At 42.2% G+C, this 21,553-nt stretch carries 20 protein-coding genes and 1 pseudogene; 7 read left to right on the plus strand and 14 right to left on the minus strand.

What is annotated here, in order from left to right:
* Positions 1-139: 139 nt before the first annotated feature.
* Positions 140-2,407, minus strand: a complete 2,268-nt coding sequence (locus tag EO132_RS07835; protein ID WP_127137357.1) for a patatin-like phospholipase family protein — start codon at positions 2,405-2,407, stop codon at positions 140-142.
* 3 nt (positions 2,408-2,410) lie between these two features.
* On the minus strand, positions 2,411-4,204 hold the full coding sequence (uvrC, locus tag EO132_RS07840) for an excinuclease ABC subunit UvrC (protein ID WP_127137358.1): 1,794 nt from the start codon (positions 4,202-4,204) through the stop codon (positions 2,411-2,413).
* Between the two features lie 489 nt (positions 4,205-4,693).
* Here uvrC and EO132_RS07845 point away from each other — a divergent pair, with 489 nt between their 5' ends.
* The gene (locus EO132_RS07845) at positions 4,694-5,257 is read left to right on the plus strand and encodes a 5-formyltetrahydrofolate cyclo-ligase (RefSeq protein WP_127137359.1); all 564 of its coding nucleotides are present in this window, start codon (positions 4,694-4,696) and stop codon (positions 5,255-5,257) included.
* Here EO132_RS07845 and EO132_RS07850 read toward each other — a convergent pair.
* From EO132_RS07850 to ileS, 4 genes are all read right to left on the minus strand, one after another.
* A complete protein-coding gene (locus EO132_RS07850; protein WP_127137360.1) occupies positions 5,245-5,895 on the minus strand; it encodes a lipoprotein signal peptidase in 651 nt (216 codons plus the stop codon). The two genes, EO132_RS07845 and EO132_RS07850, sit on opposite strands and share 13 nt — an antisense overlap.
* Positions 5,896-5,928: 33 nt before the next feature.
* Positions 5,929-6,489, minus strand: a complete 561-nt coding sequence (locus EO132_RS07855; protein ID WP_235856408.1) for a DUF4097 family beta strand repeat-containing protein — start codon at positions 6,487-6,489, stop codon at positions 5,929-5,931.
* Between the two features lie 88 nt (positions 6,490-6,577).
* The gene (locus EO132_RS07860; protein ID WP_127137362.1) at positions 6,578-6,961 is read right to left on the minus strand and encodes a TraR/DksA family transcriptional regulator; all 384 of its coding nucleotides are present in this window, start codon (positions 6,959-6,961) and stop codon (positions 6,578-6,580) included.
* Between the two features lie 4 nt (positions 6,962-6,965).
* Positions 6,966-10,367: an isoleucine--tRNA ligase gene (gene ileS, locus EO132_RS07865; RefSeq protein WP_127137363.1), complete on the minus strand. Its 3,402-nt coding sequence runs from the start codon at positions 10,365-10,367 to the stop codon at positions 6,966-6,968.
* 180 nt (positions 10,368-10,547) lie between these two features.
* Here ileS and EO132_RS19430 point away from each other — a divergent pair, with 180 nt between their 5' ends.
* Positions 10,548-10,862 (plus strand): hypothetical protein, encoded by a 315-nt coding sequence (locus EO132_RS19430; protein ID WP_205780332.1) that lies wholly within the window; start codon positions 10,548-10,550, stop codon positions 10,860-10,862.
* A gap of 65 nt (positions 10,863-10,927) precedes the next feature.
* Here EO132_RS19430 and EO132_RS07875 read toward each other — a convergent pair whose 3' ends face one another.
* From EO132_RS07875 to EO132_RS07890, 4 genes are all read right to left on the minus strand, one after another.
* Complete coding sequence (locus EO132_RS07875) at positions 10,928-13,348, minus strand: TonB-dependent receptor (RefSeq protein WP_127137364.1); 2,421 nt, start codon at positions 13,346-13,348, stop codon at positions 10,928-10,930.
* Positions 13,349-13,350: 2 nt separating this feature from the next.
* Positions 13,351-14,070, minus strand: a complete 720-nt coding sequence (gene recO, locus EO132_RS07880) for a DNA repair protein RecO (RefSeq protein ID WP_127137365.1) — start codon at positions 14,068-14,070, stop codon at positions 13,351-13,353.
* An 88-nt stretch (positions 14,071-14,158) separates the two neighbouring features.
* Positions 14,159-15,511, minus strand: a complete 1,353-nt coding sequence (gene gdhA, locus EO132_RS07885) for an NADP-specific glutamate dehydrogenase (protein WP_205780333.1) — start codon at positions 15,509-15,511, stop codon at positions 14,159-14,161.
* Between the two features lie 129 nt (positions 15,512-15,640).
* On the minus strand, positions 15,641-16,795 hold the full coding sequence (locus tag EO132_RS07890; RefSeq protein WP_127137366.1) for a cystathionine gamma-synthase: 1,155 nt from the start codon (positions 16,793-16,795) through the stop codon (positions 15,641-15,643).
* Between the two features lie 74 nt (positions 16,796-16,869).
* On the opposite strand from EO132_RS07890, the gene EO132_RS07895 reads away from it, so the two are divergent.
* The gene (locus EO132_RS07895) at positions 16,870-17,613 is read left to right on the plus strand and encodes a DUF3298 and DUF4163 domain-containing protein (protein ID WP_127137367.1); all 744 of its coding nucleotides are present in this window, start codon (positions 16,870-16,872) and stop codon (positions 17,611-17,613) included.
* Between the two features lie 5 nt (positions 17,614-17,618).
* On the opposite strand, the pseudogene EO132_RS07900 reads toward EO132_RS07895, so the two are convergent.
* The 3 genes and pseudogenes from EO132_RS07900 to EO132_RS07905 all read right to left on the minus strand — a co-directional run.
* A pseudogene (locus EO132_RS07900) lies at positions 17,619-18,011 on the minus strand (conjugal transfer protein TraO); the annotation flags it as partial.
* A 24-nt stretch (positions 18,012-18,035) separates the two neighbouring features.
* Positions 18,036-18,173 carry a hypothetical protein gene (locus tag EO132_RS19205; protein ID WP_164732298.1) on the minus strand — a complete coding sequence of 46 codons (138 nt, stop codon included), beginning with the start codon at positions 18,171-18,173 and terminating at the stop codon, positions 18,036-18,038.
* Between the two features lie 117 nt (positions 18,174-18,290).
* Positions 18,291-18,755, minus strand: a complete 465-nt coding sequence (locus tag EO132_RS07905) for a DinB family protein (protein ID WP_127137369.1) — start codon at positions 18,753-18,755, stop codon at positions 18,291-18,293.
* Between the two features lie 183 nt (positions 18,756-18,938).
* Here EO132_RS07905 and EO132_RS07910 point away from each other — a divergent pair, with 183 nt between their 5' ends.
* The 4 genes from EO132_RS07910 (at position 18,939) to EO132_RS19210 (ending at position 20,951) form a co-directional block, all read left to right on the plus strand.
* Positions 18,939-19,289 carry an arsenate reductase family protein gene (locus EO132_RS07910; RefSeq protein WP_127137370.1) on the plus strand — a complete coding sequence of 117 codons (351 nt, stop codon included), beginning with the start codon at positions 18,939-18,941 and terminating at the stop codon, positions 19,287-19,289.
* Positions 19,289-20,182 (plus strand): DMT family transporter, encoded by an 894-nt coding sequence (locus EO132_RS07915; RefSeq protein WP_127137371.1) that lies wholly within the window; start codon positions 19,289-19,291, stop codon positions 20,180-20,182. The genes EO132_RS07910 and EO132_RS07915 overlap by 1 nt, the downstream gene beginning before the upstream one ends.
* A 106-nt stretch (positions 20,183-20,288) precedes the next feature.
* Positions 20,289-20,513 carry an SMI1/KNR4 family protein gene (locus EO132_RS07920; protein WP_127137372.1) on the plus strand — a complete coding sequence of 75 codons (225 nt, stop codon included), beginning with the start codon at positions 20,289-20,291 and terminating at the stop codon, positions 20,511-20,513.
* Positions 20,514-20,777: 264 nt separating this feature from the next.
* Entirely contained in the window at positions 20,778-20,951 is a 174-nt protein-coding gene (locus EO132_RS19210; RefSeq protein ID WP_164732299.1) for a hypothetical protein, read from the plus strand.
* Between the two features lie 5 nt (positions 20,952-20,956).
* On the opposite strand, the gene EO132_RS07925 is transcribed toward EO132_RS19210, so the two are convergent.
* Positions 20,957-21,439 carry an acyl-CoA thioesterase gene (locus EO132_RS07925; protein WP_127137373.1) on the minus strand — a complete coding sequence of 161 codons (483 nt, stop codon included), beginning with the start codon at positions 21,437-21,439 and terminating at the stop codon, positions 20,957-20,959.
* Positions 21,440-21,553: the final 114 nt, after the last annotated feature.

The following is a 21,553-nucleotide window of genomic DNA, read 5'->3' on the forward strand; positions in this document are numbered from 1 at the left end:
GGGTCAAAGATACGGCAAGGTTTTGTAGGAAAAAGTGTTTTTAACGGACTTTAACTAAACCCCTGTGATATTGATTGGTTTTATCTGTTTTTTTGACAAATTATTAAGAGAACTTTGCTGTTTGATCATGTGATTTTTATCAAAACCAATATCCCACACTGAAGAAAACGTTGCTTTCCGACAACTCAGGAGACCAAGAGTAATATACTTGGATGGGACCCAAAAAGGATTCAAAACCGTAACCCACTCCGTAACCTGAAAAAGTGGGCTCCTTGAACCAGTCCCCAGTCCTAAAAAGATCATCCTCGATATTGGCATAATTGGCCGAGAACAAAAAATGGTGCTTGTAGGTAAATTCGTAATCCAGTCTACCGTACCCTTTGATAAAACTATTGCCCGGGAGACTAAGAAAGTCATAGCCAAAAAAGGGGACAAAATTATTCACAAAGTCGTTCCCGAAACCTCCCAAAATAAAATCAAAAGAAGTGACAGGGGATGTTCCCAGCTTAACTCCTCCTTCGGTTTCAAGTTGTAGGCTCAAACCGGGCAACAATGACATGGTTCCACCTAGTTTTGCCTTACCTACCGCAAACTGGCTAAAATTATCATTGTAATCGGACGAGAGGGCATAAAAATGGAAGTCCCCATCAAACAAAAGTCCTTTGGTTGGGAAATACTTGTCGTCATAGGTATCCAATTTTATTTGGGAATAAGCACTGAAGTAATTGGAGTTTTCAAACGTGGTGCGCTGGTTGGAAGCTGAAATATCCATCTCTGCATCGGCATCGATATTGTTCAACGTTCGCGTACTGTAGTTCAAAAATTTGTGTTCCGCCCCAATGGTAAATGCAAATTCCTCTTGCAAAACAGTTTGCAGATACACCTGATTGGTAAGATCGGTCACATCAATATTGATTCTTTGGATATTGGGGTCGTTGGGAACATTAAAATTTCCTTGTATCAGGGAAAAATCGGTTTCCGCATCAAAATCGGTCAATTTTGAATTGATGCCAAAACTCCAATAATAACCCTTGTCCAAATAATACTGCATGTTGTACCTAATGTGGTCGCCCAGGATAAAATCAAAGGAAGCCACATCATCCTTCATTAAAAAGTTCTTTTTGGTCAAGTTGATGAGCGCCGCGCTTTTATAAAGATCATCGTAATGGGCGGACATTTTGATGAACATCTTGGTCGGGTTTTCCTTAAGCTTTAAAATCAAATCCGTGCCCAGTCCATTCGATATCAAATCATACCGTATGGCCTTAAAGTTTCCCGTGGCCGAAAGATTGCTCATCCCCTGCCTTAGATCGGCAAACGATATTTTTTCAGCCAAGTTGAACCGCAACTTCCCTTTGAAATAACCTCTGGTATATTGATCGTTACCCTCGATGATCATCCGGTTGATGGTCAAACTATCTGCTATCTTGACACTCTTCCTTGGCTTTGGCGATACTTTTTGACTTTGGGCGATTTGCTTCAGCTCATCCAACTTACCCTGGGCGGCTTCTTCCCCGCTTTTTACGATTCGTTTTCCTTTATCAAAAGCTATGACCGAGAACTCATCAATATCCGGTCTAATGTAGATGTCCGTTTCCTTGGATTTCTTTTTCATATCGTTCACCGTACGATAGTTGTTGATCTGCAGCAATATTTCCGTTGCAGAGGAAAGGGATTCCCTTGTGGCCAGGTCATGTTGCACATCCACCCCGATAATAATATCGGCACCCATGGCCCTGACTTGATTTATAGGATAATTATTGACCACTCCTCCATCAATCAAAATTTGTCCCTCTATTTCCGCAGGTTCAAAAAGCGAAGGAAATGTTCCACTTGCCACAATGGCTTCGGGCAAATATCCTTTGTCCAACAAAACTTCTTCTCCGGTCTCCACATTGGTGGCCATACACAGAAATGGGATGGGCAATTTCCTGAAATCCTGCACATCCTTCACATGGAAAAGCAATTGCACCAAAAGATTGTAAATGTTCTGTCCACCGGAGATCGCCTGTGGGAAGGATACTTTAAAATTTTCGAATGGGAGGGATAGCGCATAACGTTCCGAATCCTCTTTTTCATAAAAGGTTTTGGCACTTCGAGGCACATTATCCTGAATCAAATCGGTAAAATCGGTGCTCCTGAAAATAGAGTCCAATTGGTGCGACGAATATCCCGATGCATACAAGGCTCCGACAATGGCACCCATACTTGTACCGCCTATGTAATCCACTTTTACCCCGGCTTCCTCAATAATCTTCAATGCTCCAATATGGGCCAACCCTTTGGCACCACCCCCACTCAACACCAAGCCCACCTTGGGTGGTTTGCCATCTGAAGTGTTTTGGGCAAATACCATCGTGCCCAGAAAGGCAAATAGAAATGTGAGTATGATTGCCTTGTTTCGCATGTTTTACTTGTGAAAGGTTTTATAAATTTTCTTTGCTTTGGACTCCCCAACGGATGCCGTCAAAGTTTCCAATGATGCCTCTTTGATTCGCTTTACCGATTTAAAGCTTTTCAACAGTTGTTGAGCGGTTTTCTCTCCAATTCCATCAATGTTCACCAATTCCGAACCAATGGCTCCTTTGCTCCTTTTGTTCCTGTGATGCGTAATTCCAAAACGGTGCGCTTCGTTTCGGAGTTGTTGTATTATTTTCAGGGTTTCCGACCTTTTGTCCAAATACAATGGCACCGGGTCATCTGGAAAGTAAATCTCCTCCAAACGTTTGGCTATCCCAATAATGGCGATTTTTCCACGCAATCCCAAAACCTCCAAACTCTTTAAGGCCGAAGACAATTGACCCTTTCCACCATCGATAACAATAAGCTGGGGAAGGGGCTCTTCTTCGTTGAGCAACCGTTTGTACCTCCTGAACACCACCTCCTCCATGCTGGCAAAATCATCTGGGCCTTCCACTGTTTTTATGTTGAAATGGCGATAATCCTTCTTGGATGGTTTCCCATCCTTAAAGACTACGCAGGCCGCAACGGGATTGCTCCCCTGTATGTTGGAGTTGTCAAAACATTCTATATGTCTTGGCTCTGCGGACAGGCGCAAATCGGATTTCATTTGACCCATAATGCGTTTGGTATGGCGGTCGGGGTCTGTTATTTTGATTTGTTTCAACCTGTCTTGACGATAGAATCTGGCGTTACGTTCCGATAAATCCAAAATCCTACGTTTATCGCCCAGTTTGGGCAAGGTTACTTTCAGGTCTCCATCAACAGTGACGGGAAATGGTAAATAAACTTCCTTTGATTTTGAGTTGAAGCGTTGTCGAATTTCAGTGATGCCCAATTGCAGCAATTCCTCATCCGTTTCATCCAGTTTTTTCTTGATTTCCAAGGTATGCGACCTGATTATCGCCCCATGGGAAATCTGTAAAAAATTAACGTAACCGTAGGTCTCATCCGAAATGATCGTGAAGACATCCACATTGTTGATCTTTGGGTTTACCACGGTGGATTTTGCCTGATAGTTCTCAAGGACTTCGATCTTATCCTTTACCCGTTGTGCTTTTTCAAACGCCATCTCATCTGCATAATCCTTCATTTGTTTTTTGAAGGTCTGTATGGAGTTTTTTAAGTTCCCTTTTATAATCTGCCTGATATCCTCTATCTGATCATGATACTCCTTCTCGGTCTGGAACCCCTCGCAAGGACCCAAACAGTTACCTAAATGATAATCCAAGCATACTTTGTACTTTCCCGAATCAATTTTTTCTTCGGACAGATCATAATTACAGGTGCGCAGGGGGTACAAGCTTTTGATCAAGTCCAAAAGTGTCCGTACCGTTTTCATGCTGGTGTAGGGTCCAAAATATTCAGAACCATCCTTGATCAACTTACGGGTGGAAAATACTCGGGGGAACCTTTCATTTTTGATGCAGATCCAAGGATAGGATTTATCGTCCTTGAGCAGCACATTGTATCGGGGAAGCAATTTTTTGATGAGATTGTTTTCAAGTAAAAGGGCATCCGACTCTGTGGGCACCACAATATGCTTTATGGAATCAATCTTTTTGACCAACACCCGTGTTTTCCCATACTCCTGCCTTTTATTGAAATAAGAGGATACCCGTTTCTTCAGATTTTTGGCCTTGCCCACATATAGGATCTTTCCATCGGCATCATAGAACTGATACACACCCGGATTATCTGGAAGTGCACTTAATTGTACTTTTAATGATGATGATTTGGACATAGATGGCTCCGAAAAATGAACTGATTTTGACTTTACAACAAATTTATACTTTAATTGTCGTCATTGTTGTTAAACTTGATCGATTCCTGTTTTGTGTTGACGTGTAATTGGTTTCAAATGATGGATTGCTCAAGAGACCACAAAATCAGAATTTTACGTTCATAATTTTAATCTTTTCCCAAACTGGGGTTTTTCCTTAAAAAAACTATGGAAAACCCCCAGTCAACTTATTGTGAATCAGTCTAAATTGTTAAACTGTTGCTAAAAACTGTGCATTTCATCGATAAAAAGTGCATTTCATGGTAAATTTTTCAAATGTTTTACTTACATTTAACCATATAATTACAATCCTATGGAAAACTATATCATCGTTTTGGGAATGTACTTGATTTTGATGCTTTTCTTCAAAATCTTTTTCTCCGTTGCAACCAACAAAGGAGAGCAATAGTCCATTGCCCTAAAACAACCCCAAAAATCTTCAACAGTTGAATGTTGAAACATGAATTAAGAAAAAAGTATAAAAATCTGAGAGCGGATATTTCTCCTGAACAAGCCTCGGATTTCAGTTTGGCAATAGCCAACAGTTTACTCCAAATCCCGATATGGGATTTTTTTTATTACCATATATTTCTGAGCATAGAAGAAAAAAGTGAAGTGGACACCTTGCCTCTTATTACCTTGTTGCTAGGCAAGGACAAAAATGTAGTGGTTCCCAAGGTCAGCGGCAATGATTCCATGGAAAATTATTTGCTTACCGATAATACTTCTTTGAAAAAAAGCGCTTGGGGCGTTTCCGAACCAGTTGATGGCATTGAAGTTCCCGAGAGCAAAATCGATGTCGTTTTTGTTCCGCTTTTAGCTTTTGATGCCTTGGGCAACCGTGTAGGATATGGCAAGGGTTTTTATGATGGATTTTTGCAAAAGTGCAGAAAAGAGACCCTTAAAATAGGGGTGTCGTTCTTCCAGTCTGAAGAAGAACCCATTTCCGATGTGAATGCAAATGATGTTAAATTGGATTATTGCGTAACCCCCGAAAAGGTTTATACATTCTGATCGGCAGCTTCCTCCTTCTTCTCCTCTTGCTTTGGAAATGCCTTTTTATTGAACACAATCAAAATACCAACTCCCGTACTTATTGCCGTGTCGGCAATATTGAACACGGGTTCAAAAAATCGGAATCGTTGACCCCCCACCGATGGTACCCAATCGGGCCAAGTGGTATCCACCAAGGGAAAATATAGCATATCCACCACCTTGCCATGAAATAGGCTACCATACGCTTCATCTGCAAACAATGTGGCAACCTGTCCGTTACTATGATCAAAAATGATTCCGTAGAAAACAGAATCGATAATGTTGCCAACGGCTCCAGCAAAAATCAAGGAAACAGCCAAAATCAATGTTCGGGGCGATTGTTTTCTGATAATATCCCACAACCAATATCCGATACCAAAAACAGCGAAAATTCGGAAAATGGTCAAAATCAATTTTCCTGTAGGTTCCGAAATGGGCAATAAGTCGCTCAGCTTCGTGCCCCAGGCAGCCCCCTCATTCTCAATAAAAAGAATTTTGAACCAACCAAACACATCATGGGCCTCGCCCAAGATAAAACTGGTCTTGATATAGATTTTACTTATCTGGTCCACCAGTAGGATCAGTATGATGATAATAAGGGACTTTTTTAAATTCATGCTTTTACTAAAGAGATTGCAAAAATATGGATATTATTTCGTTTTGGTCAGGAAGATGTTACCTTCTATTGTCTTCAGAACAAATTGATTGTACCCAAAAGGTATGGTTTCTTTTTTCACATGTCCATAGGCACTCTCCGCATCAATGGTACCACTGGGGACAGTCAACAAAATATCCCCTTTTTGTGTGGTTACCTGCACGGATTCCGCAACATTTTCCAAAGTACAGCGCCCATCTGACAAGGTTACATTCAAATCCTCGTAAGTTCCTGTCGCGTATAGATTGGTATTGGTGCCAAAAACATCAACATTCTTATATTCCGGCACACTGATTTCCAAAGCTATGGAAACCACTTTGTGGGCACTGAGTTTATCATTTGGGTTTACAAATAGAGGTTGGAAACCAGCACTTATCATTGCGGTGGTTCCATTTTGCTTTATGGAAATCAACAAGTCCTTGGCGTATTCCCCTTCCATACTAGCGGAAACATGCACCTCATCGGTCGGTTCTGTCTTTAGGTCAATTCGGTAGCAATATTGCGCATCAATTTGAATGGTTTCCGTTCTATCATCAATAAAAGCTTTCTTTACCAATTTTTGCCCATGAACATGCACGAGCGCAAAAAAAACCAACAAAAACACCGACACCCTCATAAAGAAAAAACGCCCGAAGGCGTTTCATTTATTTCTGCATGTTCTTAGCCTCGATACTCAACGTAGCATGGGGCACAAGCTTTAAACGCTCCTTGTTGATGAGCTTTCCGGTAACTCTGCAGATACCATAGGTTTTGTTCTCAATACGCAACAAAGCGTTTTTAAGGTCACGGATAAATTTCTCCTGACGGATGGCCAACTGCGTGTTCGCCTCCTTGCTCATGGTCTCAGAACCTTCTTCGAAAGCCTTGAACGTCGGCGAGGTATCATCGGTACCATTGTTACCATCGTTCATATAAGAACTCTTTAAAAGCTCCAAGTGTTTCTTGGCCTTATCTATTTTTTCCTCAATCAAGGTTCTGAATTCAGCAAGGTCCGCATCGGAATATCTTACTTTTGAATCTTCTGCCATTTTCTTAATGTTTTTGAATAAACAATTTTGTGTTCACCTCATCAAAGGCTATCTCTGTACCCTCTTCAAGTTTCTCTTCAAAGTTGAGCTCAGCGGTCAAGGTTTCCGTTTTGATATAATCCTCATTGCTGGAAACCGCATTTTCCACTAGGCCATCCTTCAATATCTTTATGTCAATTTTATCGGTCACTTCAAATCCCGATTCCTTTCTCAGGTTCTGGATTCGGTTCACAAGTTCCCTTGCAATCCCCTCTTTTCTCAAGGTTTCATCTATGATAACGTCCAAGGCCACCGTCAATGGACCTGCACTTGCCACCAACCATCCTTCGATATCTTGTGAGCTAATGTCTACATCGGTTAACTGTAAATTAACGGTTTTATTTTCCAACTGCAGCACTAATTCACCTTCTCTTTCAATTTTTTGTATGTCTTCCTGACCCAATTTGGATACCTCAGCGGCAATCGCTTTCATATCCTTACCAAATTTTGGGCCCAACACCTTAAAATTGGGTTTTATCTGTTTTACCAATACTCCTGAAGCATCGTCCAACATTTCAATCTCCTTCACATTCACTTCGGATTTGACCAAGTTGGAAACAGCTTCGATATCATTTCGTTGCTGATCGTCCAACACTGGAATCATGATTTTTTGAAGCGGTTGGCGCACCTTGATTTTCTCCTTCTGACGGATGGATAGTACCAAAGAAGAGATTTTCTGTGCCAACTGCATTTTACGCTCCAAATCCTTGTTGACCATATCGGCATCAAAAACTGGGAACTCGGCCAAGTGAACACTTTCAAAACCTTCTTTTTTGGTAGTCGCATCCAAATCCCTGTACAATTGATCCATAAAGAACGGAGCAATAGGTGCAGATAATTTGGCGACAGTTGCTAAGCAGGTGTAAAGAGTTTGGTATGCGGAAATCTTATCCGTGCCATAATCCCCTTTCCAGAAACGTCTTCTGCACAAACGAACGTACCAATTGCTCAGATTTTCCTGAACGTAATCGGAAATCATTCGAGCGGCACGCGTAGCTTCATAATCCCCATAAGCTTCATCCACATTTTTGATCAAGGTATGTAGTTCGGATAGGATCCACTGATCAATCTCTGGCCTTTCTTCCAACGGAATATCGGCTTCAGAGTAATCAAACTCATCAATATTGGCGTAAAGCGACATAAATGAGTAGGTATTGTAGAGTGTCCCGAAGAACTTTCGTTTTACCTCCACAACACCTTCTATATCAAACTTTAGGTTGTCCCATGGGTTTGCATTGGAAATCATATACCAACGTGTGGCATCGGGGCCGTGCTCTGGCAACACCTCGAAAGGATCTACGGCATTGCCCAATCGCTTGGACATCTTTTTGCCTTCCTTGTCCAGAACAAGTCCGTTGGAAACCACATTTTTATAGGCGATACTATCAAAAACCATGGTTCCTATGGCGTGAAGGGTATAGAACCAACCACGGGTCTGGTCCACACCTTCGGCAATGAAATTGGCGGGAAATGCAACTCCATCATCAATCAATTCCTTGTTTTCAAACGGATAATGCCATTGTGCGTAGGGCATGGAGCCACTATCGAACCAAACATCGATAAGGTCGGCCTCACGCTTCATGGGTTGTCCCGATGGCGAAACCAAAGTGATACCATCCACAATATTTTTGTGCAAATCGATTTTGTCGTAGTTCTCCTCGCTCATATCGCCCACCACAAAATCCTCGAATACATCTTTGTCCATCAGCCCAGCTTCAACAGCTTTGGCCATTTCCGATTTCAACTCCTCCACAGAACCTATGATCAACTCTTCCTTGCCATCTTCGGTACGCCAAATGGGCAATGGAATACCCCAGTACCTGGAACGGGATAGGTTCCAATCATTGGCATTGGCCAACCAGTTGCCAAAACGACCTTCTCCAGTGGATTTTGGCTTCCAATTAATGGTCTGGTTCAGCTCGAACATACGATCCTTGACATCGGTTACCTTGATGAACCAAGAATTCAATGGATAATACAAGATGGGTTTGTCCGTACGCCAGCAATTTGGATAGCTGTGCACATATTTCTCGACCTTAAAGGCCTTGTTCTCTATTTTTAGTTTGATGGCAATCTCTACATCGACCGACTTTTCGGGAGCTTCGCCCTCGTCATAGTATTCGTTTTTTACGTATTTGCCCCCAAACTCTTTCATTTCAGGTCGAAACTTCCCTTGAAGGTCTACCAATGGAACGGGATTGTCGTTTTCGTCCAAAACCAACATAGGTGGAATCTCTGGAGTGGCCTGTTTTGCCACCAAGGCATCATCCGCACCAAAGGTGGGCGCCGTATGCACTATACCCGTACCATCTTCGGTAGTTACAAAATCACCGGAAATGATTCTGAAAGCATTCTCTGGATTTTGGTAAGGCTGTACGTAGTCTATCAATTGCTCATACTGTATGCCGACCATATCCTTCCCTACAAAGGATCGACCTACCAGATAAGGTATCTTTTTATCTCCTTCTTGGAATGACTTCAATTCTTCCTCTGTTTCAACTTGTTTGAACTTGCCGGAAAAATTGTAACCCACCAAGTTTTTAGCAACTACCACGTTGATCGGCTCAAACGTATATTGGTTGTATGATCTCACCAATACATACTCAATCTTTGGACCTACCGTCAAAGCGGTGTTCGACGGAAGTGTCCAAGGTGTGGTCGTCCATGCCAAAAAGTGAATGTCCCCGTCCACATCTTTCAAGAAATCTGGCAATGAATCGGTCTTGGCCTTGAACTGTGCGGTTACCGTAGTGTCCGTAACATCTTGGTACGTTCCTGGCTGATTCAGCTCATGGGAACTCAATCCAGTCCCCGCCTTTGGCGAAAAGGGCTGGATGGTATATCCTTTATATATAAGTCCTTTGTCGTAAATCTGCTTGAGTAACCACCAAACGGATTCCATGTACTTGGGTTTGTAGGTAATATATGGATCGTCCATATCTACCCAATACCCAACTTTCTCGGTCATTTCATTCCAAACATCAGTGTAGCGCATTACCGCTTTTTTACAGGCTGCGTTGTACTCCTCAACCGATATTTTTTTACCGATATCCTCTTTGGTAATGCCCAGTTCCTTCTCCACGCCTATTTCAACGGGCAGTCCGTGGGTATCCCATCCGGCCTTTCTCTTCACTTGGAAACCTTTCATGGTTTTGTACCGTGGAAAGATATCCTTAATGGTACGGGCCATCACATGATGAATTCCCGGCATTCCGTTTGCAGATGGAGGGCCTTCGTAAAACACATAGCTCTCCTTGCCTTCCCTTGTGGAAACGCTCTTTTCAAAAATCTGTTTGTCCTTCCAAAAGTCAAGAATGTTCTCAGATACTTTTGGCAAATCCAATCCCTTATACTCCGCAAACTTCATATACTGCTTCTTCTACTAGAATTCAAGTTTGCAAAATTATAAATTTAGATGGAATTATACTCTCCCTTTTAGCATTAGAATTCACATAATTCCCTTAACCTAAATATGATATGCATGCTAGCATAGATTTATATTTATTTACCTATCTTACTTTATTATTAACACTTAACCATTTATATTATGAAAAAAGTATTGTTTACTGCCATTGCCTTGACCTTATCGATGTCTGTCATGACTTCCTGTAGGGATACCAAGGACAAAACAGAGGAGGCTACTGAAGAAGCAGCCAAGACCATGGAAGAGGCTGGCGAAGATTTGGAAAACGCAGCAAAAGATGCTGCTGATGCCATGGAAAAAGCTGGCGAAGAAGCCAAAGAAATGGGCGAAAAAGCACTGGACAGTATCAAAAAAGCCGGTAAAGAAACCATGGACGCCGCAGAAAAGGCTGGCGAGGACATGAAGGAAGCTGCCAAAAAAGCTATCGACAGCATCTAGTCCAAGACTAATTCAAAACAACTTCTCAACAAAAAGAAGGCTCGGACATTTCCGGGCCTTTGTTTTTAAAATACGTATCCCAATCCCAAAATCAAGTTGGTGCCTGGGGCAACAATCCCCGAGGAATACATTCGGTATCGCTGATTGGTCATATTTTCCAAACTCAGGGAAGCCTTTAATGCATTGGTAATTTGATATTGTGATCGAAAATTCAATGTATACCACGATGGTGCATACGGATTTCCATTGGCGTCGCTTGCATACATATAGGTTTTCCCTCGTTCGGAAAGGGCCAAATCATCATTACTGACCTCTCCGTTATAATTGACGAACACATCTGCTTTCAGTTTTTGGTCTTCCCAAATCAAATGAATGTCTCCGAAAGTGGGCGCGGCATGGCGAGATGGGCTATCCGTACCATCGTCATCCTCCTCGATGCCCTCAGTCAATGTTAGATTGGAATTCAAGGACAGGTTTTCAGTAAAATAGGTCTCCAACCCGAACTCAAACCCATACACATAGGCTTTAGCGGCATTTTGAATGGCCTGTACATTGCTGGGCTCGCCATTGTAGTCAATTTCTGTTTGACCTCCGAAGCTAAAATCCCTCCTAACTAAGGCATCGACCAAATAAGTGTAGTACGCAGCACCTTTTAAAACGACAACATCGTTGAAGTTCTTCCTGATGCCCAATTCCCCATTGTAAGCGTACTCAGGTTCCAAATCGGGGTTCGGCACTACAACAGAGCCTGGTTCCGAATCAAATATTTTCCCGATATCGTCAATATTCGGTGCCCTAAACCCTGTGGAGCCATTCAAAGTAACCTGCAAATCGGACCTTGGGAACCAGCTCAACCCCAAACTTCCGGTAAGTGCTCCGGTAATAATATCGGCTTCATCAAAAGGAAAGGGATAAAAAGTAGTATCGAATGTGGCATCCACCCATACTTGGCTATATCTAATGCCCGACAACAAGGAAAGGTTTGGTTTCAACTGATACTCTCCATTGATGTAGCCCGCGAAGGTTTGCCAAGTGGCCCCATCGGGATATCTGGAAGCTGTTTCCTCCACCTCATCGGTTTCAATATTCCGCATGCTTCCTTCGGAATTGACCTTGTTGAAAATATATTCAGCCCCGTAGTACAAATTAAGAGCTCCTATTTTTTTGTTCTCAAAATCCAAGTTTACCGATAATGCATCCACTTTTTCACGGGTGGAGTACAACGCTACATCCTGAAAACCCCTATCGTGTCGGCTTTCTTCAAAAAACTGATAGGCTGTGGTCAACTTTACCCCATCGTAGAACTTGTTTCTTCCTTTTTGAGTGATTTGAAAGTTCCCCATGAACCATTTTTGGGGACCGTAGTACCATTCAGCGGAACGGAGTCCATCCCCATCCCTGTTTGGTCTGATCAATCTATCATACCTTGGATAATCCGAGGTTTCGGAATAATATAACCCTAAATCGTAGTTCCATGTGGTATTGGGCTTGTAGGTAAACTTTTGAAGCAAATTGATTTGGTCATAGCCAGAACTTACCTGTTTTTTGGGATCTTCGTTCGCCACCACGACATCGGTGCCGTTCTCACGAACCACATAATTGGGTCGCAAATAGGATTCGGGACCGTGCTCGCCCATCTTCAGGTCATCAAAACTGTTATAAGTAAAACTGGTGTATGAAGCCCATTTCTGCTTTCCAAAATTAAAATCCAAATGAGCTGTATTTTCACTATTGGCCGATGCAAATCTATATTTCACATTTCCAGAAAAAGCCAAACTGTCTGCATAGGAGAAGTGAGGGGTCTGAGTGTAGAAGTTCATCACGCCCCCTATGGCATCACTACCATAAATAACCGAACCCGGACCAAAGGTCACTTCTGTTTTTTTAATGGTAAATGGATCTATGGATATTACATTTTGAAGGTTCCCACCCCGAAAAATCGCATTGTTCATGCGAACGCCATCTACGGACAGTAAAATTCGATTGGTCGCAAATCCCCTGATCATGGGGCTACCCCCGCCCAATTGACTTTTTTGCACAAATACTTTTCCGCTATGCTGCAAAAGGTCAGCAGAGGTCTGCGGATTTGCAAAAGCTATGCTTCGGGCATCAAAGGTTTCGATTTTTTGAGGAATATGTTTTTTCTGCTGCTCCCACTTGGAAACGGACATGACCACTTCCTGAAGCTCTTCGGTCTTTAAACTAAGGTACACTCGGTTTCCCCGCCTTTCAATTTGGGATTTTGTCGATGCGAATGGTTCATAGCTGATATGTCTGAAGGTTATTTTCTCATTGGGCGAGAAAATATCCAACTCAGTTTTCCCATTGTCATCTGTGACAGTGGTCTTGGACTGGTCTTTGTTATATATGGCGATATTGTCAACAGGAATACCCGTATCAGCATCCAACACGGTTATTTCTTGAGCATAAAATGTCAGGGTAGATAAAAGGGAAATTAGGGTTAAGGTTTGTTTTAGGTTTTGCATTTTTAAGTAAATACCGCATTTAATACGGCGAGAGACTTTGGCTCCCGAAATCCATGCACATGCAAACGAAAATATTGGATTATCGTTTTTAAGAGTTCCCGCCTGTTCGACTTAGTTAGTTGTATTGTCTGTAATGCCTCAAAATCCATGCCCAAAAATTTCTTAAAACTTTCTAGATTATCGTTCTGAATCAATGGGTTAAGTGATGGCGTTTTACAAAAGCTGCCTTCCATCAAATCAAAAAACGGCGAGTCTTGGTAGGATGTATCCGGATAGAAGCCCAGATACCGGGTCAAATTCAGTAAAAACAAGATGTGAAAATTGGCTGATAATTGATGGATATCCATCCAATGCAGTGCATATTCCAAGTAATTGAACAGGCTTTCATCCTGTTCTTGCTCTTGAATACTGTTGCCCAACATCTCCGCCAAAAAAAGAACCACACTGTTCTTTATCACATCGGTGTGCAAGGTTTGGTAGGGAATGGACACTTTAACATCCCTAATGCTTTCCAATGTCCCTTTGTTCTTGTGGTTGGCCACAATTTCCAATTGCATCAACGGAAGAAAATAGGCTGGTCTGATTTTAGCCTTTTTAGAGGCAAGCACCCCTTTGAGCAAATACGATTTTACCCCATCGGATTGGGTAAAGGCCCTAACAATAAGACTGGTATCCCCATACTTTATGGAGGAGAGTACTATGGCCTTTGTTGTGATTTGCATGGGCTAATAAAAAAGCAGTTACCGGAAGTGTAAAAGTAATCACTCCTTCCGGTAACTGCCAACCAAAAACCATTCTCGATGGTTTATGTTATATCACTCCTTGGGCCAACATGGCATCTGCAACCTTAACAAAGCCAGCTATATTGGCTCCTTTTACGTAGTTGCAATAGCCATCCTCATCCCCGTATTGCATACAGGCATCGTGGATATCGGACATAATTCCCTTCAATCGCTTGTCCACTTCTTCACGGGTCCAACTGATTCGCAATGAGTTCTGGCTCATCTCCAATCCTGAAGTGGCCACACCCCCTGCATTGGAAGCTTTACCTGGTGCGAACAAGATTTTGGCATCGTGAAATGCATGGATAGCCTCTGGTGTAGATGGCATGTTTGCTCCTTCTGCCACGGCGATGCACCCATTTTTGATCAATGTTGCAGCAGCGTCACCATCCAATTCGTTTTGGGTGGCACATGGCAAGGCAATATCACAAGCTACTTTCCATGGCGTTTCTCCTTTGTGGAATTCTGCTGATGGGTATTTATCGACATACTCGGAAATCCTTCCGCGTTTGTTGTTTTTCAAATCCATTACAAAGGCCAGCTTTTCCTCGTCAATACCATCCTTATCGTAGATGAACCCACCTGAATCGGAAAGCGTCAACACGGTACCTCCAAGGTGTAATACCTTTTCGGCTGCGTATTGGGCCACATTACCGGAACCTGAAATCACGACTTTTTTCCCTTCAAAGGTTTCATTTTGTGTTTTCAGCATGCTATCGGCAAAGTAAACGGTACCATAACCGGTAGCTTCCGGACGAATCAAGGAACCTCCCCAAGAAAGTCCTTTACCCGTCAACACCCCGGTAAACTCATTACGTATTTTCTTGTACATCCCGAACAAGAATCCGATTTCACGGGCCCCAACTCCAATATCCCCTGCGGGAATATCGGTGTTTGGACCAATGTGTCGGCACAATTCCGTCATAAACGCATGGCAAAAACGCATGATTTCATCATCAGACTTGCCTTTGGGGTCAAAGTCAGAACCACCTTTACCTCCACCCATGGGCAGGGTAGTTAAACTATTCTTGAATACTTGTTCAAATGCCAAGAATTTCAGAACACTGGCGTTTACAGTCGGGTGAAAACGAAGTCCACCTTTGTAAGGTCCTATGGCTGAGTTCATTTGCACACGGTAACCGCGGTTCACATGGATTTCTCCATCATCGTCTATCCAAGCAACACGGAACGAGATCAATCGCTCTGGCTCCACCATTCGTAGAAGGATATTCTTACCGTAGTAAATATCATTTTGCGCGATATAAGGTATCACGGTTTCGGCTACCTCTTGTACCGCTTGGATGAATTCTGGCTCGTGACCATTTCTGGAGATCACCTCATCCATGAACACTTTTATTTTATCATCTATATTTTCTTCCATATCTGGGTTAAAAATTAATTGTTTTTCCGTTATCGAAAAGTGCTGTTTTATTGAATTATGAATTTCAGGGCAAAATTATATTATTTCAATAATTTGAATATTTATTTTTTATAAATTTTTCAAAAAATCTTAATTAAGTGCCTGTTCGAGGTCGGCAATCAAATCTTCCACATCCTCAATGCCTACACTCAGTCGGATGAGGGCATCAACAACGCCATTTTTCTCGCGTTCTTCATTAGGAATACTGCCATGCGACATACTCGCTGGATGCCCCACCAAACTTTCAACACCTCCTAACGATTCAGCTAGGGTAAATATTTGAAGGCTCTCCACAATTTTAATGGCATCTTCATAACTTCCGCCTTTAGGCACAAAGGAAATCATTCCCCCAAAACCACTCATCTGCCTTTTGGCTACTTCGTGGTTCGGGTGGTGTGCAAAGCCTGGCCAGTATACTTTATCGATTTTAGCGTGATTCTCCAAATATTTAGCGATGGATTCCCCGTTTTCGCAATGTCGCTGCATACGAACATGGAGGGTTTTTATTCCTCGAAGCGTCAAAAAGCTGTCCATGGGACCACAAATACCCCCGCTGGACTTTTGGATAAAGTACAATTGATCGGCCAATGCTTGGTCTTTAACCACTAAGGCTCCGACCACAACATCACTATGGCCCGCCAAATATTTGGTGGCGGAATGCATGATAATATCCGCTCCCAATTCTAGAGGTCGCTGCAAATAAGGCGTAGCAAACGTATTGTCCACCGCCAATAGTAACTTCTGTGCCTTTGTGATTTTGGATACGGCAGCTATATCAATAATGTTCATCATGGGGTTGGTCGGTGTTTCCACCCAGACCAATTTGGTGCTTTCATTGATTTGCGAAGTCAATTCCTGCATATCCACCATCTCCGAAAACCGAAACTTGATTCCATATTTTTCATACACCCCCTTAAAAAGTCGGTAGCTGCCCCCATAAAGGTCGCTGGTACAAATGACCTCATCGCCCGGAACCAATAATTTCATCACGGCATCAATGGCGGCCATTCCGCTGCCAAAAGCCATCCCGAATTGGCCATTTTCCAAACTGGCAATGGCATTTTCCAAAGCTGTTCTTGTTGGGTTTGCCCCTCTGGAATATTCGAAGCCTTTGTGCCCCCCAGGGGTGGGTTGTGCATAAGTGGATGTTTGATATATGGGCGGCATCACAGCTCCATAAGCCGCATCCGGTTGTTGTCCTCCGTGAATCGCTCTACTATTGAATTTCAACTCTTTTTTGCCCATGCTAAAACTATCTTCATACAAATGTATCGTTATCTTTCCGAAGTATTATTTTTGAAGACCCAAAACCTCGAATCATGAAAAGAAACCTTGCCTCTCTTTTATGTTTAATCCTCTTATTCGGTTGCCAAACTGAGAGCAAACTTACTTTTGAACCTGTTCAATTACAGGGAGAGAATTGTGAAGATTGTCCTAGAATCGACATCAACATTCCCAATGCATTGGACAGTTCCCCCATTTCCGAAGCCATAAATAGGTCTTTACGGGAGGAAATCATCAGTATTTTATCGTTTACCGAAGATAAGGACATCGATACTCCGGAGAAGGCCCTGCAATCCTTTACCGAAAGCTTTAAAGAGGTAAAGACCAAATTCCCCGACGAGGTACAATGGGAAGCCGAAATAGAGGGCGAAGTGATTTATGAGGATGAGAACATCATTACCATATTGATGAACTCCTACTCATTTACGGGAGGGGCACACGGATATGCTTCCGCCTCCTATCTCAATTTTGATAAAAAACAAGGCACGGAATTGGATAACTGGGACCTTTTTGATGATTTGGAAGGGTTAGAGGCATATGCCGAAGCCAAGTTTCGCGAACAGGAGAAAATCCCGCAGGATGCCAACATCAACGATACGGGTTTTATGTTTGAAAGTGATGCCTTTCATTTGCCCAACAATATTGGGTATACCATTGAAGGGTTAAAGTTAATCTACAACCAATACGAAGTAGCTTCCTACGCAGATGGTCCCATTGAATTGGTTTTACCATACAGCGAAATCAACCCTTATCTCAAGTACAAGGTGAAAACAGAATAGTTGCCTTACCTAAAATAGTACCGAAGCCCTGCTCCCAATAACAAGCTAGAATCGTTAAGGTCACTATTGAAATGGTAGTAACCGTTAATGGGGACAATCAGGGAAAAACGACCGGAGATGTAGAAGTCCATCTCAAAAGAAGCATATCCTCCATAAATAAAACTACTTTCCACTTCCTCGGGTGCATCAAACGGAAAATAGGTCTCACCATCGTTAATGTATTTGTATCCTACGGATGGTCCCCCACCAAAATAGAAGAAGATGCCTCGCTTGGGAGAAGTCAAAATAGTGGTAAAATATCCTATGCCCAGCAGATAATCATCATAAGGGAATTCCACACCGGAACCGGGCTTGTCTTTGGAAAAAGTCGCTGCCCAGGATACCTGAACATAATCCGTGGTGCTATGATAATGGTTTGCGTTCTACTGTAAACCATATCCGTCAGTTTTGTAGGTGGGCACCAAACCCAAGGAAAGGTTGCCTCGTTGTGAAAATACTTTTTGGGTAGGGAAAACAAGGAGTACCAGCAGTGCCCCAAAGCATAAATGGTAGTGTTTCATTTTAATTAAGATTTGGGTTCTTAAATTCTGGCAAACAAATATAACTGATTTTCAAGTAGTTATACTTCCCTGCCAATATTTTGATGAAAGAAGGGAATTTTAACCCTGGCAAAAAAACTATGCTCTCGCCAACGCCTTTTTCAAAGCTAGGATGGCCCCTAGGTGGAGTCCTTCATGAAAAACATTAAAGGACAAAGCGTCTTCGGGGCTGTTCAAACCAATTTTTGGAGTGGTCATATATTCCTGAAAATTCTTGAACCTACCATGCTCATAATCGAGCTGAATGTGCTTGACCGTACTAAAAAGGTAGGCCGATATTTTTTCCATCTCCTTTTCACTAGGTTGGCCTTCTGGAAAGGTTCCCTTTTTGTACTTGTTGACCAACTCTTCATCTATGGTAAAATCCAGACCGCTCAATTTGTACATCAATAATTGCGGGGTTACGACCACATGGGCAATGTTCCACCAAATATTATTGTTGAAGCCTTCTGGGATTCGAAACAAATCTTCTTTGGGCGTGTTCTGCAAAAAATCGTGAAGTATCTTTCTATTTTTAAGAAGAATGTCGAATGTCTTTTCCATAGGCTTCAATTTTACTATATGTTCTCTACGTAAAAATAGCCCTTTAATCTAAAAAAACTTTTCTTCGATCAGAATATATCAATCCACAAAAACAAACACCTCCCTTAAAAGCTGTTGAATTTACCCATTGATAATGGGTTTTGATTGATTTTTGGTTTCCTTTGCCTATCCAACACTGTAGTTATGAAAAAAATATACCATTTGGGCAGCTGCTCTACCTGTAAACGCATTCTTAAAGAACTGGAACCTTTGGATGGAGTGGAACTGCAAGAAATAAAATCCGAAGCCCTCACTTCTGAACAATTGGAACAAATGGCAGAGCTCAGCGGAAGCTACGAATCCTTGTTCAGCAGAAGGGCCATGCTTTTCCGCCAAAGAGGACTTCACGAAAAAGACCTCTCAGAAAGTGATTACAAAGACTTGATTCTGGACCATTATACCTTTTTAAAAAGACCTGTGGTTATAGTGGATGATCAGATTTTTGTTGGAAACTCCAAAAAAACGGTAGAAGCTGCCAAGGAAGCCCTGCATTGATGAGCAAAAGAACCCTGGCCATTTTGGCCGCTATTGGCGCTACCCTGATTTACGGTATCAACCATACCTTGGCGAAAGGTGTAATGCCTGCGCATGTTAAACCCTTTGGGTTTATTTTTCTTCGGGTTTTAGGGGCCGCTCTTCTTTTCTGGTTGATTTCTTTTTTAGGTCCCAAGGAAAAAGTCGAGAAAAGGGATTGGGGCCGTATGTTGGTTTGTGCCCTATTGGGTATGTCCATAAACATGCTTTCTTTTTTTAAGGGACTGCAACTTTCCACCCCAATCAACAGTGCCGTGTTGGTAACCATCACTCCTATAATCGTAGTGGTTATCTCAGCCTTTTTTTTGAAAGAGAGAATAACCCTGAACAAAGGCCTAGGAATCTTTTTGGGGTTTGTGGGTGCCGTCGGGCTCATCCTTTTTGGTGCAGAAGCGCGTCAAAATGCACCTAATATACCATTGGGCAACTTTTTGTTCATTATAAATGCCACTTCCTATGGTGCTTATCTCGTGGTGGTAAAAAAACTGATTGAAAAGTATCATCCTTTTACCTTAATGAAATGGTTGTTTACCATTGGGGTGGTCATTAACCTGCCACTGACATTGCCCGAAGCCCTCGAAATACAATGGTCCTCCATGCCGCTCTGGGCCATTGGTTCTGTGGCCTTTGTGGTCATAGGAACCACTTTTTTGACCTATTTGTTCAATATTTTTGCGTTAACACAGCTCAAAGCTTCGTCCGTGGGGGCTTTTGTGTACATGCAACCTTTGGTGGGTATTCTTTTCGCATTGTTTGCAGGTAAGGACGAATTAACCTTGGTTAAGGTTGCAGCAATGGTTTTTGTATTGGTAGGCGTGTATTTGGCCAGCAAAAAACCTAAACGTGTTTCTTAGATATTGATTTATAAGCTGTCTTCATCAATCAGAATAGGCCATCCATCAATTTATCATAAATTTTAAGGGTTTGATTGTGTAGCTTTCCTTTTTCAAAAGGACGACTATGACAAATTATATACCACAAATCCACCGCATAAAAAAGAAACTTCAGCAGGCAAAAGAGTTGGATGAACTCTACAAAGTGTTCGGGGCAGGCAACCATCGTTATGAAATCAATCCTCCAGTGACTCCTTCGGATATGGATGCATTTGAAACAAATTATGGTGTCCAATTACCCGATTGCTACAAATCCTTTTTATTGAAGATAGGAAATGGGGGAAGGTCTTAATTATCTTCAGGAGCGGGACCCTTTTTTGGAATTTATCCCTTTGGGCACCATGTAGATAACCTGATTCATGGTAATGTTGAAGACCATTTAAAAAAGAGATGTGCCCTACATCCCAACATCTCCGAATAAGAATGGGACAAAAAATTAGAGCCACTTTATGAAGATAATGTCTCCGACGAAGATTATGAGGAACTGAACGGCAACCTCTATGGTGGTATATTGCCAATAGGTTCACAAGGTTGTTCCTTCATTCATACCTCGGTTTTGAACGTCCCCTACATAGGGATGATCATTAATTTAGATCGTGGCGAACTATCTCCTCCAAAATTTTCCGAGGACACCAATTTTTTGAATTGGTACGAACGTTGGCTGGACGAAATCATCTCAGGAAAATTGATCACAACTTCCCCAAGCTGGTTTGGTCATCTGAAAAGTTGAAGAATTTATAGAATCTCGATGTCCTTTGGCACCTGGACGTGCCTACGGGTGTCCTCTTTGGTCAAAACCTTGAAGTCTTCGGCTTTTTCCATCGCTTCAAATGCCTCTAGGAATTCATCGGGCAAGCCGGTAAGTTTTCTTTTTTTCAAATCGATCCAAGCACCCATCATCTCGCAACGGGCAAAATTCTTTCCGTTGTGGTCGTAAAAGTTGTGTCTAAACTCAAAGAACTTTCCATCCTTGCTCATTCCCACAAACTCCAGCGAAACCTTTACGGGCATTCCTGGAAAAGCTTCCTTAAAGTAGTATACATGCTCGTAGAACACCACAGGCCCAATGTTGTGCTTGGACATACTCTTCTGGTTAAAACCGAGCAAGCCCAAATACGCCATTCGGGTGTGGCTCATAAAATTGATATAGGCGGAGTTCGCCAAGTGTCGATTAGCGTCCGTATCGCTCCATCTTATCTCAAATTCCTTAAAAAACATAGTGGGTTATTTTGTTATGCATGCATAATAATTGCAAAAATACCATAGTTTTGATAACTGATTCCAATGAAGAAGAAGAATTGTTCCTATTTTTAAACATAGTTTAACACGAGA

The organism is Flagellimonas oceanensis (assembly GCF_003992595.1).
Lineage (GTDB): Bacteria > Bacteroidota > Bacteroidia > Flavobacteriales > Flavobacteriaceae > Flagellimonas > Flagellimonas oceanensis.

What these genes read in the sequence shown, in the direction of transcription:
- EO132_RS07890 (WP_127137366.1), bottom strand. Translation starts at nt 16,795, where the DNA reads ATGGGCAAAAAAGAGTTGAAATTCAATAGTAGAGCGATTCACGGAGGA.
- EO132_RS19430 (WP_205780332.1), top strand. Translation starts at nt 10,548, where the DNA reads ATGAAAAAAGTATTGTTTACTGCCATTGCCTTGACCTTATCGATGTCT.
- EO132_RS07920 (WP_127137372.1), top strand. Translation starts at nt 20,289, where the DNA reads ATGACAAATTATATACCACAAATCCACCGCATAAAAAAGAAACTTCAG.
- recO (WP_127137365.1), bottom strand. Translation starts at nt 14,070, where the DNA reads ATGCAAATCACAACAAAGGCCATAGTACTCTCCTCCATAAAGTATGGG.
- EO132_RS07915 (WP_127137371.1), top strand. Translation starts at nt 19,289, where the DNA reads ATGAGCAAAAGAACCCTGGCCATTTTGGCCGCTATTGGCGCTACCCTG.
- EO132_RS07910 (WP_127137370.1), top strand. Translation starts at nt 18,939, where the DNA reads ATGAAAAAAATATACCATTTGGGCAGCTGCTCTACCTGTAAACGCATT.
- EO132_RS07875 (WP_127137364.1), bottom strand. Translation starts at nt 13,348, where the DNA reads ATGCAAAACCTAAAACAAACCTTAACCCTAATTTCCCTTTTATCTACC.
- EO132_RS07860 (WP_127137362.1), bottom strand. Translation starts at nt 6,961, where the DNA reads ATGGCAGAAGATTCAAAAGTAAGATATTCCGATGCGGACCTTGCTGAA.
- gdhA (WP_205780333.1), bottom strand. Translation starts at nt 15,511, where the DNA reads ATGGAAGAAAATATAGATGATAAAATAAAAGTGTTCATGGATGAGGTG.
- EO132_RS07835 (WP_127137357.1), bottom strand. Translation starts at nt 2,407, where the DNA reads ATGCGAAACAAGGCAATCATACTCACATTTCTATTTGCCTTTCTGGGC.
- EO132_RS07845 (WP_127137359.1), top strand. Translation starts at nt 4,694, where the DNA reads ATGTTGAAACATGAATTAAGAAAAAAGTATAAAAATCTGAGAGCGGAT.
- EO132_RS07905 (WP_127137369.1), bottom strand. Translation starts at nt 18,755, where the DNA reads ATGGAAAAGACATTCGACATTCTTCTTAAAAATAGAAAGATACTTCAC.
- ileS (WP_127137363.1), bottom strand. Translation starts at nt 10,367, where the DNA reads ATGAAGTTTGCGGAGTATAAGGGATTGGATTTGCCAAAAGTATCTGAG.
- EO132_RS07895 (WP_127137367.1), top strand. Translation starts at nt 16,870, where the DNA reads ATGAAAAGAAACCTTGCCTCTCTTTTATGTTTAATCCTCTTATTCGGT.
- EO132_RS07925 (WP_127137373.1), bottom strand. Translation starts at nt 21,439, where the DNA reads ATGTTTTTTAAGGAATTTGAGATAAGATGGAGCGATACGGACGCTAAT.
- EO132_RS07850 (WP_127137360.1), bottom strand. Translation starts at nt 5,895, where the DNA reads ATGAATTTAAAAAAGTCCCTTATTATCATCATACTGATCCTACTGGTG.
- uvrC (WP_127137358.1), bottom strand. Translation starts at nt 4,204, where the DNA reads ATGTCCAAATCATCATCATTAAAAGTACAATTAAGTGCACTTCCAGAT.
- EO132_RS19205 (WP_164732298.1), bottom strand. Translation starts at nt 18,173, where the DNA reads ATGAAACACTACCATTTATGCTTTGGGGCACTGCTGGTACTCCTTGTT.